The sequence below is a fragment of the Desulfobacteraceae bacterium genome (genome assembly GCA_022340425.1).
In the GTDB taxonomy this organism is placed as follows: domain Bacteria; phylum Desulfobacterota; class Desulfobacteria; order Desulfobacterales; family JAABRJ01; genus JAABRJ01.
Map to the genome: position 1 here is coordinate 1 of JAJDNY010000177.1, position 14,840 is coordinate 14,840.

At 60.8% G+C, this 14,840-nt stretch carries 10 protein-coding genes; all 10 read right to left on the reverse strand.

The features are described from left to right. Positions 1 to 55: 55 nt before the first annotated feature. Positions 56 to 1,549 (reverse strand): DUF1254 domain-containing protein, encoded by a 1,494-nt coding sequence (locus LJE63_15920; GenBank protein MCG6908090.1) that lies wholly within the window; start codon positions 1,547 to 1,549, stop codon positions 56 to 58. 121 nt (positions 1,550 to 1,670) lie between these two features. Next, positions 1,671 to 4,220: an arylsulfatase gene (locus LJE63_15925; GenBank protein ID MCG6908091.1), complete on the reverse strand. Its 2,550-nt coding sequence runs from the start codon at positions 4,218 to 4,220 to the stop codon at positions 1,671 to 1,673. Between the two features lie 46 nt (positions 4,221 to 4,266). Continuing rightward, positions 4,267 to 5,097: a transporter substrate-binding domain-containing protein gene (locus tag LJE63_15930; GenBank protein MCG6908092.1), complete on the reverse strand. Its 831-nt coding sequence runs from the start codon at positions 5,095 to 5,097 to the stop codon at positions 4,267 to 4,269. Positions 5,098 to 5,218: 121 nt separating this feature from the next. After that, complete coding sequence (locus tag LJE63_15935) at positions 5,219 to 5,653, reverse strand: antibiotic biosynthesis monooxygenase (GenBank protein MCG6908093.1); 435 nt, start codon at positions 5,651 to 5,653, stop codon at positions 5,219 to 5,221. A gap of 207 nt (positions 5,654 to 5,860) precedes the next feature. Further along, on the reverse strand, positions 5,861 to 7,900 hold the full coding sequence (locus LJE63_15940) for a sigma 54-interacting transcriptional regulator (GenBank protein ID MCG6908094.1): 2,040 nt from the start codon (positions 7,898 to 7,900) through the stop codon (positions 5,861 to 5,863). 89 nt (positions 7,901 to 7,989) lie between these two features. Further along, the gene (locus LJE63_15945) at positions 7,990 to 10,839 is read right to left on the reverse strand and encodes a DUF748 domain-containing protein (GenBank protein ID MCG6908095.1); all 2,850 of its coding nucleotides are present in this window, start codon (positions 10,837 to 10,839) and stop codon (positions 7,990 to 7,992) included. 33 nt (positions 10,840 to 10,872) lie between these two features. After that, the gene (locus LJE63_15950) at positions 10,873 to 12,075 is read right to left on the reverse strand and encodes an ATP-binding protein (GenBank protein MCG6908096.1); all 1,203 of its coding nucleotides are present in this window, start codon (positions 12,073 to 12,075) and stop codon (positions 10,873 to 10,875) included. 159 nt (positions 12,076 to 12,234) lie between these two features. After that, positions 12,235 to 12,906, reverse strand: a complete 672-nt coding sequence (locus LJE63_15955) for an SOS response-associated peptidase (protein MCG6908097.1) — start codon at positions 12,904 to 12,906, stop codon at positions 12,235 to 12,237. 133 nt (positions 12,907 to 13,039) lie between these two features. Beyond that, entirely contained in the window at positions 13,040 to 14,317 is a 1,278-nt protein-coding gene (locus tag LJE63_15960) for a TRAP transporter large permease (protein MCG6908098.1), read from the reverse strand. After that, the gene (locus tag LJE63_15965) at positions 14,314 to 14,808 is read right to left on the reverse strand and encodes a TRAP transporter small permease (protein ID MCG6908099.1); all 495 of its coding nucleotides are present in this window, start codon (positions 14,806 to 14,808) and stop codon (positions 14,314 to 14,316) included. The genes LJE63_15960 and LJE63_15965 overlap by 4 nt, the downstream gene beginning before the upstream one ends. Between the last annotated feature and the right edge of the window lie 32 nt (positions 14,809 to 14,840).

The following is a 14,840-nucleotide window of genomic DNA, read 5'->3' on the forward strand; positions in this document are numbered from 1 at the left end:
CTCCTCTCGGCTGTATATGACGCAGGATTGCGCAGATGCAACGAGCCTGCCCGAATCAGGGTTGCAGCTCGATTTCGCCGGGACGCCAGGTCTGGTTGAACCAGGGTTCCAGCGGGCCGTAGAGGCGCAGGATCATGAACCAGCCCTTGCCGGGAATCGTCTGCACCCAATTGTTTTCCTTGCCTTCCGGAGCTCGCGGGCCAAAAAAGACGTCCACCGAACCGTCCTGGTTGACGAGGAGATCCTTGTTTTGGCTGCTGACACTGGGGAATCGTTGGTCGGTTTGCAGCATCGAGCGGGTCTGTGTATCGTAGACGATGACCGACCAGAAATCCTTGGCCGGGACGTTCGGCGGCAGGCGCAGCTTGTAGGTCTTGCCCCCATCGAACGGATTGCCGTCCGCATCCAAGGCGCACCAGGGGTACTGGGACCCTTTGCCGACCATTTCTTCCGCCATGGCCGGTGTCACGCCGGTGGCAAGGTAATAGAAGAACGCCGCGCCGTCGAGATTGGAAACTCCGGGCGCTATCTCAAACTTGTAGCCGCCGAAAAACGGCAGGCGCCACGGGCTGTCCGGATAGAAGTAGGCCTGCGGGTCGCGAATCTTGTAAGCGATCGCCCGTGCGGTCACGCTGCCGATCTTGGCGGCATCCGTGAGGATTTTCTTCATCCGTTCGTCGGGATTGAAGGGCTTGCCCTTCTCGATGCCGATGGCGGCGAAGAGACCCAGGGTGGTGGGATTGCTGCCCGCGCTGGGTTCCTCCTGGATAGCTTCGTTCAGCATACTCCAGAAGGTGTAGTCGCTGGGCGGGACGAAGTTCGAGTAAATGCCGGACGCATTGACGAACTTCATCTCGGGAGGATTGGCGGCATCGGCAAGCTGGTAGATCTTGAGATATTTCTTGACCGCCTCGACACCCGGTTTGGTCGCGCCGTCCACGAGAAAGGAGCGGAAGGGCATCCAATTGCCGTAGGTGCTGGGACGGACGACGAAATAGCCCTCCGGCACTTCTCCCTTGTAGCCCGGGGGCAGGATCAGATACTTGCCGCCCTTGCCCTGGTCGGCGCCGGTGATACCGACGTCGGCCACCCAGTTGTACCAGAAGTCGTCGATGAGCCCCAGAACCATGGGCGGGATTTCCACAACCAACGGCCCTTGCTTGGTATCGAGCCAGATGAAGCTGTAAATGGTATTGTCGTTGGCCGTCAGTTCCACGGTCTTCGAATCGACCAGATCCTCCCAGATCACATCCGTCTGGTTGACCGGTCCGAATTCCTCCAGGGTCGCTCGCATGCCTACCTGGTTGACGATCGGGATGGCCAGCAGATAGGCCTGCAAGGCCCGGGAGGCATCCAGGTTGTCATAGATTTTCTGCGTGGTCGCCCCATCGGGGAGGCCGTCGTTCAGGTTCAGGGTGCCGATGGAGGTCTCGACCTTGTCCGGCACAGCCACGCCCGGCGCGATGGGCGTGGTCATTTTGTAGTCCTTGGCAGCCGCGGTCGTCACCATCAAAGCAGCCATCAGCGTATACAGCATGACGCGCTTCATTTTCTTTCCCTCTTAATTGCCAATCGTCTTACGACGCTGAACCGGCGGACCGCTCATCGATAAGAACGGTCCGCGCGATTCACGATCGAAACCATTAGGCTTCAGGTTCGCTGCGCCGCTTCTAGTGCGGTCCGCCCTGCATGTGATGGATCGGCTGGCCGTCCACCGCCAAGGCCGTCGTATTCTCGAGTTTCTTGATGTCCTCGGGTGACAGCTCCGGCCGGTCCACCTTGATGGTCAGCTTGTTGAGCTTGGCGGTCAGGGGGAAGGGCGGCGTGTAGTCCGCGTCGTTCACCCCGGTCAGGGTGTCGGAGCCGATATCGAAGCTTTCGTCCCACTGCAGAATCATGGGCAGGGTGCGCTTCATGGTGATGGTCTGGACGGTCTTGCCGTCCACCTTGAGGGCGCCGGTACCGGAGCGCCCGACACCGCTCATGTTGTTGAAGGCCAGGGTGCCGACCCCGAGCCCGTCGTATTTGAAGTCGAATTCGATGATATGCCGGCCCGGGGAGAGGGCCTCGGGCCCTTCCCAGCGAATGCGCTTGAGGTCGACGAGATTCCACAGGAACACGGGCTTGCTCTTGAGCAGATAAAAGCCGTAGCCGGCAAAGCGCCCGCCCGAGGTCAGGATCACGCCGTCGGCCCCGCTCTGGGGCACGTCGATGTCCGCCGTGATGGTGTAGGAGGTGTTGAGCAGAGCCGGCGAATCACCCTGGGGCAGGCCCACCATGGGGCGGGTGTAGACGAACTCGGTGCGGCCGGCGGTGATGTTGGGTCGCGGGGCCGCGATGCGGGCCGCCACCGAGGCGTCCATGGGGAAGATCTGGTATTGCTCGGCTTGGGCCACGAACTTCTTGCGCATCTCGGCCACCTTGTCCGGGTGCTGGGACGCGATGTCGTTGACCTGGCTGAAGTCCTTGGTCAGGTCGTAGAGCTGAAACACCTGGTTGTTCAGCGGATCGGGATTGGCCGCCCCGAAGGCCTGCCAGGGCGCGCGGTTGACCTTGGTGCTCAGAAGCCAGCCGTCGTCGTAGAGCGCCCACTGGCCCATCATCTCGAAGTACTGGATCTTGTGGCGCGAGGGCGCCTTGGCGTTCGCCGAATCGAAGGTGTAGAGGAAGCTCGTGCCCTCCATGGGCGCCTGCTTGATCCCGTCCACGTATTCGGGGGCGGGGATGCCGGCGGCTTCCAGGATGGTGGGCACCACATCGATCACGTGGATGAACTGCTCGCGCAGCCCCCCCTTGTCCTTGATGCGCGCGGGCCAGGACACCACCATGTTCTGGTTGATCCCGCCGAGTCTCGAGGCATTTTGTTTGAACCAGTCGAAGGGCGTGTCGAAGGCCCAGGACCAGCCGGCCGACATGTGGTTGTAGGTCTGCTCGGTGCCCCAGACGTCGTACCACTTCATCTGCACGTCCGCTGGCATTTCGTTGATGCCGTTGAAGAAGGCCACCTCGTTGGGGGTGCCCAGCGGTCCGCCCTCGGCGCTGGTGCCGTTGTCGCCGTTGATGTAGATGACCAGCGTGTTGTCGAGCCGGCCCGCGTCCTCGAAGGCCTGGACGACGCGGCCGATCTCGTGGTCGTTGTAAGCCGCGTAGGCGGCGAAGGTCTCGACCTGGCGGATGAAGAGCTTTTTCTCCACGGGCGTCAATTCATCCCAGGGTTTGAGCAAATCCTTCGGCCAGGGCGCCAGTTGGGTGTCGGCCGGGATTACGCCGAGCTTTTTCTGGTTCTCCAGAATCCGTTCGCGCAGCTTTTCGTAGCCGTCGTCGAAAAGGTGCATGGCGCGGACTTTGTCCACCCACTCCTTGGTGGGGTGATGGGGGGCGTGGGTGGCGCCGGGGGCGTACTTGATGAAGATGGGCTTGGAGGGGTCCGTCTGGTGCATGCGGGCAATGTAGTCGATGGCGTCGTCGGCCATGCCGGTGATCAGGTTCCAGTCCGGCTTGCCCCTGAAGGGGTAGATCTGGGTGGTGTTGCGAAAGAGGTTGGGCTGCCACTGGTTGGCATCACCGCCGACGAAGCCGTAGAAGTACTCGAAGCCCATGCCGGTGGGCCACTTGTCGAAGGGCCCCACCTGACTGGCCGCGAAGGCCGGCGTGTTGTGGTTCTTGCCGAACCAGGCCGTGCAGTAGCCGTTGCCCCGAAGGATGCGGCCGATGGTGGCCTTGTCTTCGGAGATGATGCTGTTGTAGCCGGGGAAACCGGTGGACTGCTCCGAGATGACGCCGAAGCCGGCCGAGTGGTGGTTGCGCCCCGTTATCAGCGCCGCCCGCGTGGGTGAGCAGAGCGCCGTGGAGAAGATCCGGTTGTAGCGCAGCCCCTCATTTGCGAGACGGTCCATGGTGGGCGTGGGAATCACCCCGCCGAAGGTGCTCGGCACACCGAAGCCGGCATCGTCGGTGATGACCAGCAGGACATTGGGGGCCTTTTCGGGCGGCATCACCCGCGGCGGCCACCAGGGCTTGGAACTCAGGGCGTCTTGCTTGATCACGCCGCCGAACTCCGGGGGTGGCGGCGGGAGTTGTTGGCCGCTTAAGGTAACGGAGGCGCTGGGCGCACCCGCTTCTCCGTGGGTCGTCCCGGTACGGGCCGGCATGGACGTGCATGCCGCCACCATGAGGATGACCATGACGGCAATGATTATAGATCGGTGCTTGGGGGTCATGACATGCTCCTTTCCTTGAAGTGGCTGTTTTCGTTCAAGGGTGTTCTTATTTCAATTGGTCGACCCACGTCGGCTCGGCGAACCATTTTTCCCCCAAGGCCTTCATGAGGTTGGACTTGCGCAGGCCGTCCAGCACGTTTTCCAGCCAGTTGACCAGTTGCGGGTCGCCCTTGGGGACGGCGATGCCGATGGGCTCGTAGGTGATGGGCGCGTTCGCTGCCACCAGACCGGCATCCCGGTGGCGGTAGGCGGATACGATACATATGGGAAAGTCCGCGATCATGGCGTCTGCCTCCCCATTGACCACCATTTGCACACCCTGGTCCTGGCTGGCAGCGGTTAGATGCTTCGCCCGGGGGGCGCCCTTGCGGACCACCAGTTCACTGGTCGACCCCCGCAGGGCCACAAACGTGAAGTCGGGACGGTTCAGTTCTTCTATCCGTTCAACCGTGACAAGCGTGCTGCGTTTGGTGAGCAGGCCCTTGCCGGAGACGAAATAGGGGCCTACGAAAGCGGCTTTCAGATTGCGCTCCGGGGTAATAGTCATGTTGGCGATGATCATGTCGATGCGCCCGGCTTCGAGGGCGGGCAGGAGTTCGGCAAACGGGATCGGCTGCAGGCTCAATTTCACGTTCATGGCATCGGCGATTATGCCGGCCAGGTCGGCATCCAGCCCGATGAGCTTCTCTTCCTTGGTGGTCATGTTCATCGGCGGCATGTCGCCGGACATCCCCACCCGCAGTTCCCCTCGGGAGAGAATTCGGTCCAGGATCGGCGATGCGTCGGCAGATTCGGCGGGCGTGGGCTGCATGTTGGCGCACCCAAGCATTACCGAAATCATCATGGTCATCGTTAAAATCATGGGGTGTTTTTTCATGTCGGTTCTCCGAAACATTTTGTCTGCCCGCGTTTTCTACGAATGCGGCTCATCCTCATAGGCATAGGCGCCGACGGATGTTCCTTGGTGACGAATCAAAATCCGGCGCTATCCTGTGGGATTATTTTTTACCGCGACCCTTGCACAGACGGTCCATTAGGTCCGGCCACGGCATTTGTTCGCCCCCCATCTTTTGGATGGTGCCGATGCCCGTTGAATGGTCAATCCAGTCGAAATGGATTTCAGGGGGTTCGCTCGCCATTTCCACCACCAGGAGCACGTTGCGGAATTCATCGGAGCGTAAATGCTTTTGAAAATGGTTCTCATCCGCCCATATTTCCTCGAACAGAAGCGTCTTTCCGCCCATGGCATTCTGGTAGAGGCAGCTGCTGAGGCAGCCCTCTTTGAGTCTGATGCGCATGATCATGGCGTAAAGGATACTGCGCGCCTCCTTGCGCTTGCCGGCCGGGATCAGCATGCGAATGGCCACGCGTACCCGGCCGGCACGGTCGGGAGGTCCTTTTCCGGCGTGATGCATCTCGCTGGTTTCAGTCATGAGGTGGTCATGTTTGATGTCAGGAGCATGAAATGCCGCGGAAGGATGGGATAGAACAGTGCGAAAGCCATGCCCAATCCGGCGGGGCTTCGGAAAAAGCGCTGTCCGATCTAATTCATTGAAAAAAACCGGCGGGAAATGGCTTCGGGGGAAAGAGAAATGGCAGTGGGTGTGCCCGTAAATGGGCATTTTGACGATATTTAAGCATCATTCGGTAGGCCGTTTGATACCCAGTTTCTTCATTTTGGCTTGCAGGGTGGTGCGCTTCAGGCCCAGAATTTCGGCTGCCCCGTTTTTACCGTCGACACGCCAGCCGGTTCTCTCGAGCACGCTCAGGATGTGGCGGCGCTCCACCTCCTTGAGCTTGTCTCCGGTCGGGGAAGCGCAAGGTGCAGGGGTGGGCGGTTGCAGGTGAAGCGTCCCGCCGCTGCCGGTGATCATGGCATGCTCCACAATGTTGCGGAGTTCCCGGGCGTTGCCCGGCCAGGCGTAATGCTGGAGGGCTTCCATGCTCCGGTGGGGGATGCGGTCGACGCGCTTGCCCAGCTTTTTCTCATTCTGCCTCACAAACGCCCACACCAAAGGGGGAATGTCTTGGATGCGTTTCCGAAGGGGCGGGATCATGATGGGAAAGACGTTCAACCGGTAAAAAAGATCGGCGCGAAACCTGTCTTCGGCCACGGCCCGCGCAAGGTCCCGGTTGGTGGCCGCGATGATGCGCACATCTACCTTGAGTGCGCGGGTAGACCCCAGCCGCTCGAACCGACCTTCCTCTAAAACCCGAAGAAGCTTGGCCTGAAGGTCTATGGAGAGCTCGCCGATTTCGTCCAGAAACAGCGTGGACCGGTTTGCCACCTCGAAACGGCCGGCCATCCGGGTCAAGGCGCCGGTGTAGGCGCCTTTTTCCCGGCCGAAGAGCTCGCTCTCGATCAGGGTGGGCGGCAGCACCGCGCAGTTGAGGGTGACGAGCTGCCGGTCCTTGCGCCGGCTCAGGCGGTGGATGTTGCGGGCCAGAAGCTCCTTGCCGGTGCCGGTTTCCCCCTGTAGAAGAACGACCGCGTCCGTCGGTGCCACCTGTTCCACCTGGCCGAGAACACGTTTCATGGCTTGGCTGACGCTGACCATCTCCCCGTGCTCCTGGTGGAGCTGGATCTCCTGACGGAGATAGACGTTCTCTTGCTCCAATTCGAGTTTCAGACGGTCGATCTCCTCCAGTTGGTCCCGGAGCCTCTCCTCCATTTCCTTGCGCTGGGTGACATCGATGGCAACGCCCATTACGCGTTCCGGCTGTAACGACGTGGCCGGGTAGGACCGCCCGCGGGAGACGATCCAGCGCACGCCGCCATCGGGGAGCACGATGCGGTACTCGAGCCGGGTCAGATCTCGCGTCCGGAGACAGCGGGCAAGGGTTTCTTTGGCGCTTTGACGATCGTCCGGGTGCACGCTTTCCAGAAACCGATCGAAGCCCAAATCCTCCTCAGGGGCGAAATGAAAAATGTCCCGCAGCTTGTCGGTGGCCCAAAGCCGCCCGGTGTCGACATCCATGACCCAGATTCCCGCCTCTGCCGAGGACGCCGCCAGACTCACCCGTTCTTCGCTGTCCCGAAGGGCCTGCTCGATGTTGCGGCGCTCCAGGGCGTTGATGAGGATCTCGCCCAGAAGCTGCAGCCGGGGGATGTAGGCCTCCGGCCAGGCGCGTTCCTTCTGCACGGAATTGATGGAGATTATGTGGACGAGGGATGCTTTGGTGAGAATCGGTATGGTGAGATTGGAGCGGATTCCCCAGTCGATCCAGGTCTGCTTGTCCACGTGGGCTTCATCCGGCATGTTCTCCACCCGCTCATAGGCCACCACTTCACCTTGCATCGTCAGTCGGTCATAGGCCCAGGGGTGGATTGAGCGGGGAAGCGCGGTGCCGATGGGAACCGGTGCGGCATTTTCCGAATAGGCGACATGCGTGATTTTCCATGAGTCCCTGCCGGGCAGGGCATGGAGCAGAGCGCAGCGGTCGACCTCGAAAAACTCCAGCACCTTTTTCAGGGCGTTCTCGATTTCGCCGTCGAGCCGTTCTGCGGGCACGTTGATGAAGCGCGCCGACAGATCCGAAATCATCTGCTCGAACCGCAGGCGCTCGCTGGTGACCGCATCATTTTCCCGCAGTGTATCCCCACTCCCTTCACAGGATGCCGGATCGGCGTCCGCGAGGCGGCGTGGCCCGTTATCGTTATTCGAGAGCCGTCGCTTCATCGGCGCTCTCCCTTCGCCCAAGGTTCCAAGAATTCTTTACCATAGGGCAACTATAGTGGCTGTCCAACCTTCAGGTCGCGAGTGGTTATCTATTCCACCGAAAGAGAAAATTCCACAAGACCCCCATCACCTTCGGGTGCAGGGTTGATCTTGAACGGTTTCATTTGAATCCGTTTGGCCTCGATATGGGCTTTCTCGATCAGGTAAGCGCTCACCGCTTCGGCACGCCTTTGGGCAAGCCGCTCCAATCGTTGGTCGTCGATAAATCTATCGGCGGAAGGCTCCCCCTGGGGTTCCTTCCCAACAGCATGATTCCCGTCTGGCGGGCGTTCATCCGGCAACTCTTCCAACAAAGCGTCACCATCCATCTGTCGGTCGGCCGTTCCCACGATTCCTAATAACATGGCCTTCCTCTCCTTTAAAAATTTTGCCAGCGCATTCAATTTCAGGATTTCGCTTTCCGGCAATACGGAAGTGCCGAAGTCGAATACAACCGTCCGCAGTTCTTCACCCTTGATCCCATCGATTTCTGCTATGGCGGCAAACGGGGCGTTGCCCGCATCTTCGATTGTACCCGTGAGGGCAGTTTTAATGGCCTTTCCGAAATCAAACTGAGGATCTTTAACATTCCCTTTCACCGGCAGCTGCAGGGTGATGCGATCATTTTCGTCTTTTAACATCGCCACACCGAGCTTGATGGGGAGGGCGGGTGCATCGGGGCTGTCGACTTTTTCACCCAGCTCCAACTTGTCGATATAGATGATATTGTTGCCATCCACGGTATCCTGGTTGACTTGGTACTTCAGCTCCGTGCGTAACGTTCCGCGGTCGATCTTGAATCCCACGAACTTGCCCGAGTAGGGTGAGACGGGTTTTAAAGCGAAATCCTTCAACGAAAAGTCCACCTTGCTGTAGGTGAGCGCATTCATCGGGTTCATCTGGCCGCTGCCTTCGATGGCGGCCGTTTGGTCGATGCTGCCGGTGAACTTGAAATCAGCCATGGCGGAAGGGTCCGAGGACAATCCTTTGACTATCCCTTCAGTGATCTGAACTTGCGTGCTGTAGGTGGGTGAAATCGACGCATCCACGAAATCCCCCTTGAAATCCGCCAGCTGAACCCTTTCAATATCCATCGGCATGGGGCCTTTGAATTGCAGAATCAGAAAATTGACCAACCGTTTCAGCAGATTATCCTTTCGATCGGCTTCTTTTGGCTGGACGGGCGTAAAGGTATTGACCAAATTGACCATGCCGTTCTGATCGATGGTAACCCTGGCGGCGGCACGCTCGATAAGGACGCGTGAGGTGTGCAGCTTATTGGGGATCAGCGCCAACGCGATCCCGCCGGCCTTGAAGTGTGCCAGGGTGAAAAAGTTTTCCTTTTGGACCCGGTCCTGGAGCTCCAGTGCATCGGCACTGAAATCGCCTTCGTAATGGATCTGCGGCTGGGCGTCCCGGCCCCGGTATCGGATACGGCCTGTGGAACTGATGGTACCGGCTGCGATTTGGGCGTTGACCGCCTCGTCGGCGTAGGGTTGAAAAGAACTCAAGGCGATTTTTTCGGAAACCAGCTTCAAATCTGCCTGCAAGGGATCGATGCTCGCAGTCCCATTTGCCCTGACATTGCCCGCCCGGTTGATTTGCATGGCAACATCGACAGTGGCCCGGGCACCTTTTTGGTTGGAGAGATTTCCCACGACGACATCGATGTCATCGATCAAAATTTCAGCAGGGTGGGTCAAGGTCCGATCCTCGAAAACAAGGCTCCAGTCCCTCAACGCCATTTTCTTGAGCGATAGGTGCCAAGGTTGCACGGGAAGTGTTTGGTTATCGGGTTTTTCGGCGGCTTTTTTCTCCATCAACTTCTCAATGTCCGCCAGAAAGAGGTTCTGGATGGCAAAGGACCCATCCGCCGCCAGCCACGATCTGATTCGCGCATTCGCCGTTTGAATAGATTCGACGTTGATCTCACGAGCCTGCAAATCAGCCCCGATTCCCTCCATGGCAAATGCGGGCAAGGCAATCAGGACCTCTTTCTTGCCCTTTTCCACCAGCCTGAAATCCTCGAGTTCAAAGGTTCCGTTTTCCAGCCTGGCATTGAGCCGGCCATCGACAATCTCCACCGCGTAGTCACCGGCTACATCCATGACTCCGCTGATAATCTGGAACGAGACGAGGTCTTTGATATGCTCCCAGTAGTGGCTGATTCGGGTGCCGGCAATGTCGTAGCTTCCCTGAACCCTGACCGGGTTGACCGTGATTTGGCCGTTGACCTCAAATTGCCCGCCCATGGGGCCCACGCCTGCAAAACGGTATTCCCCCTGACGTCCCGGCAGCGTGCTGAGGTTCTCCAAGGTGAACGAAATAGGGGTGAATTCCTCACGGATCGGCTCTTTTTCCGTCAGATTCTCAACGGCTGCTTTGCCGTCAACCACCTGGAACTTTTCGATGATGACCCGCGGCAATCCGGTTTCTTCCGTCGGTTCCGGTTTGGGCGCGCCCAGTTTGGTCAGGATGTCATCGATATTTAGCTTGTTTCCCGGCAACAGCTTCAGCACACCGAAAGGGCCCTGAACGCGAATCTCTCCGATGGTAAAGGCCCAATTGATTATGGATGAAAGCTGGACGTTGGCGTATAGCTCTTCGAAACCGGCGAAGGCTTGCCCATCGACCTCACGAACCGTCAGGTCGGATATCGTCGCGGCGGGGAACAGAGGATTGAGCTTGATTGCGCCGATGGTGACCTCACGGCCCAACAGAGCAGACAACTGCTCTTCCAATTTGGGCTTGAGCAGCGGGGGAACGACCCAAAAAACGATAATCGTGTAGAGTAAGAAAACTCCCACGACAATTATGCCGATTTTACCGAGCCGTTTAATGCGTTTGTTTTTCCTTTCACGAGCATCAATCATGATGATCATCCTCTCGATTTGCAGCACGTCCTCCTGTTGAGCGTCCCACTAGGGCCTCCGTCATATCCCGAACCACGGCCGGACCGCCACCCCGCCGCGGGTGCAGCTATCTGCACCGCCGTGGACCAGGGTGGCGGCCTCAAGCGGCCGGCCGCTGAGGGCGCACCACCAGCGCAGGCCGGCCAGCATGTCGCCGGCCACCGTCTGACCGGACTTGATCTCCACCGGAAAAAGCTCGCCGGCTTCCTCGATGATCAGATCCACCTCGTGCCCGCTGCGGTCGCGCCAGAAATAGAGCGGCGGGATCCGGCGGTGGTGCAGGTAGGCCTTGGCCGTCTCAGCCACCACGTGGTTTTCGAAAAGTGCGCCGCGCAGGGGATGGGCCGGAATCTGGGCGGCTTGCCGGATGCCCAGCAGGTGGCACAGCAGACCGGTGTCGTAGAAGTATAGCTTGGGGGTTTTGATGAGCCGCTTGTTGAAATTGCGGTGGTGCGGTGGCAGCAGAAAAATGATGAAGCTGGTGTTTAGCACCGAGATCCAGCGCCGGGCGGTGTCCACCGCGATGCCGGCGTCGGCGGCGAGGCTGGAGTAGTTGAGCAGCTGGGCCGCCCGGCCGGCGCATAGCGCCAGAAATCGGCTGAAGAGGGCGAGGTCGCCGATGTTGGAAAGGCTGCGCACGTCGCGCTCGATGTAGGTCTGCACGTAGTCGGAAAGCCACACCGCAGGCGGGATGCCCTGGTCGTGGATGCGGGGGTAAAAACCGCTGTGCAGGATGGCCCACAAGTCCAGGCCGGTCCGCAGATTGTCGAATAGTTCAGGCGGTGCGCCGGGTTCGGCTTGGGGCTGGTCTTCGAGTTCAGCCCGTGAAAAGGGCAGAAGGCTGAGAATGGCGCAGCGCCCGGCCAGCGTTTGGCCGACCTTGGCCATGAGCAGAAAGTTCTGGGAGCCGGTCAACACGAAGCGGCCCGGGGTGGGATCCTCGTCCACCACGGCCTGGATGTAGGACAGCAGGTCGGGTACGTGCTGGATTTCATCGAGAACAACCGGCCCGTCCAACTGGGTCAGAAACCCCCGCGGGTCCTCCCGGGCGAAGTCCCGTTGATCGAGGGCCTCCAGCGAGAGGTAGCGGTGCGAGGGAAAGGCGGCCCGCACCAGGGTGGTCTTGCCGGACTGCCGCGGGCCGGTGAGGGTGACCACCGGGTAGTAGCCGGTATCGCGGAGCAGGTAGTCTGTGAGGAGCCTGTGTTTCAGGAGGGACGTCATGTTGCTAATCTACGATCATATCGGCGATCAGTCAATATTGCGTGTGCGCCATGCAGCGCAACCCCCACGAGGCTCCAGTAAGGATGCGAATGCCGCAGCTTACGCCCAACCAACGTCGATGCCGCGTCCAAAACCCGAAACGGGCGGCAGCAGGCGGCTTCAGGAAAGCGCGGCGATCAGTTCCGGGGAATCGTTGCGGACCGCGTTGACCGCCGTCGACACCGGCCAGAACCGGAAGTCCCGGTGGGTGCGGTGGGCCAGGATATGCGCGAGATCAGGGTCCGGTAACTGGGGGTCGAGCCAGGCGCGATAGGCGGCGGGCTTCAGTATAAGCGGCATCCGGTCGTGGATCTCCCGCAGGGCGGGGCTCGCCGTGGTGGTTAAAATCGTGCAGGTCTTCAAGGGGGCCGCGGCCCGGCCCCGGTCCTCCCAGACCTCCCACAGGCCGGCGAAAGCCATCGGGGCCTCTTCCGGCAGGGTGATGTAGACCGGCTGTTTGCGCCCGCGGGCGCCCCGCCACTCGTAAAACCCGTCGGCCGCCACCAGGCAGCGCCGCTTTCTGAAGGCCGCGCGGAAAGAGGGCTTGTCGGCCGCTGTTTCCGCCCTGGCGTTGATCAAGCGGTTGGCGATGGCGGCGTCCTTGGCCCAGAAGGGCACCAGGCCCCAGCGGAGGTGTACGAGCAGGTTCTGATCCCCCCGTCGGACCACCGCCGCCACCGGCTGGCTGGGGGCCACGTTGTAGCTGGCCGCCACCGGCGCCTCCACGCGGTCGATGGCAAAGTGTACCACCAGCCTCTCGAGATTGCTGAAGACCACGAATCTGCCGCACACGGCGCCACCTCTCTGGAGCCCTGAATTTGCGGGGTTGGCACTGCGGAAAAACCCCGGCAGTCCCTCCCGCGCGGTTTTATCCGAGCTTTCCGCCGCTCCCACCTGCCGGCCGCCTCGTCACCCGGTCCCTGTCTCAGCCGTCCACCATTCTGGGAACAAAAAGAACGATCTCCGGCAGGTAGGTCATCAGCACCAGCAGAGCGATCATGATGGTCAGAAACGGTGCGATGTGCCGGATGATTTCGGGCAGCTCGATGCGGGCGATGTTGCAGGCGATAAACAGGCAGATGCCCAGCGGCGGCGTCAGCATGCCGATGGCCAGTGCGGTCACCATGATCACGCCGAAGTGCACCGGGTCGATGCCGAACTGCTGCACCACCGGCAGAAAGACCGGCGTGAGGATGATCAGCGCGGCCGATGTTTCCATGAAGGTGCCCACCACCAGCAGGCACCCCAGGATCAGCGCGTAGAGCACGGCCGGGGAGGCGCTCATGGTAACCAGGTGGGCGGCGACACTCTGGGGCACCCGCTCGGCGGCCAGAATCCAGCCGAAAATGTTGGCCGTGGCGATCAGCAGCATCACCGTGGAAGTCGAGACGGCGGCTTTGGCCAGGATCCGCGGCAGATCCCGGAGCTTCAGCTCGCGGTAGACCAGGAAGCCGACCGCGGCCCCGTAGAGCACGGCCACCACGGCGGCTTCGGTGGGGGTAAAGATGCCGCCCAGGATGCCGCCTAAAATGATGATCGGCATCAGCAGGGCCCAGACGGCGCCGCCGAAGGTGCGCACGATTTCCCGCCCGCCACGGAAGCGGTCGCGGCCGTAGCCGGCACGCCTGGCGAGAAAATAGCTGGCGGCCATCAGGCCGAACCCGATCAGGGCCCCCGGGACGAGGCCGCCCATGAAGAGTTTGCCGATGGAGACCCCTCCCACCACCCCGAAGATGATCATCGGAATCGACGGTGGGATGATCACGCCGATGGCGCCGCCGGCGGCCTGCACCGCCGCGGCGAAGCCCCTGGGGTAGCCTTTGCGGATCATGGCCGGGATCGATACTGCGCCGACGGCGGCGGTGTCTGCGGCCGCCGCCCCGGAGATCCCGGCGAAAAACATGGCGGCCACCACCGCCACCATCGCCAGCCCCCCGAAGACGAAGCCCACCAGGGCATGGGCGAAATCGAAGAGGCGCCGCGAGATGCCGCCGCACTCCATCAGCTCCCCGGCCAGCATGAAAAACGGGACGGCCATCAGCGGAAAGGAATCGGTGCCGGTGAAGAGGCGCTGGGCCGCCAGGGCCAGGGGCAGGTCGGCGCCGAACTGCAGAGCGGCCACCGAGGCCACGCCCAGAGAGAAGGCGATCGGCATCCCCAGACCGAAGCAAACCAGCAGCGTAACCAGAAGGATGGCCGTCATACCCGCAACTCGCGGTCCAGCGGCCGGTTGCGGATGGTGCCGACCGACACCCGCAGCGAGTTGATCAGCATCAAGACGGCGCCCACCGGCACCGCCAGGTAGGGGTAGCGCATGGAGATGTGCATCGAGGCGGATTCCTGGAACTGGACGATTCCCAGGATTTTAAAGCCCCCCCAAACGATCACCACGAGAAAGATCTGAACCATCAGGTTGACCAGCACCACCGCCAGGCGGTAGGGCCGGGTAGGCAGGATTTGCTGCATTAGGTCGATGCCCAGGTGGACCTGGTAGCGGACCCCGGCTGCGGCGCCCATGAAGGAAATCCAGACGAACAGATAGCGGCCGGCCTCCTCCGACCAGGCCAGGGGGTCGTTGAGCACAAAGCGGCACCAGACCTGGGCGCTGACTACCGCCACCATAGCCGCCATCAGCAGGGCCAGGCACCAGTTGACGGCGCGGTCCATGAGGTTGAAAACGGTTTTGAAAAACACCCTGCCCCCTTCAGTACAGGGCCGGCGGGGTG

Bases quoted from the DNA above. Each gene is read 5' to 3' on its own strand.
- LJE63_15935 (MCG6908093.1), bottom strand. From the start codon at position 5,653: ATGACTGAAACCAGCGAGATGCATCACGCCGGAAAAGGACCTCCCGAC.
- LJE63_15950 (MCG6908096.1), bottom strand. From the start codon at position 12,075: ATGACGTCCCTCCTGAAACACAGGCTCCTCACAGACTACCTGCTCCGC.
- LJE63_15920 (MCG6908090.1), bottom strand. From the start codon at position 1,549: ATGAAGCGCGTCATGCTGTATACGCTGATGGCTGCTTTGATGGTGACG.
- LJE63_15940 (MCG6908094.1), bottom strand. From the start codon at position 7,900: ATGAAGCGACGGCTCTCGAATAACGATAACGGGCCACGCCGCCTCGCG.
- LJE63_15930 (MCG6908092.1), bottom strand. From the start codon at position 5,097: ATGAAAAAACACCCCATGATTTTAACGATGACCATGATGATTTCGGTA.
- LJE63_15925 (MCG6908091.1), bottom strand. From the start codon at position 4,220: ATGACCCCCAAGCACCGATCTATAATCATTGCCGTCATGGTCATCCTC.
- LJE63_15960 (MCG6908098.1), bottom strand. From the start codon at position 14,317: ATGACGGCCATCCTTCTGGTTACGCTGCTGGTTTGCTTCGGTCTGGGG.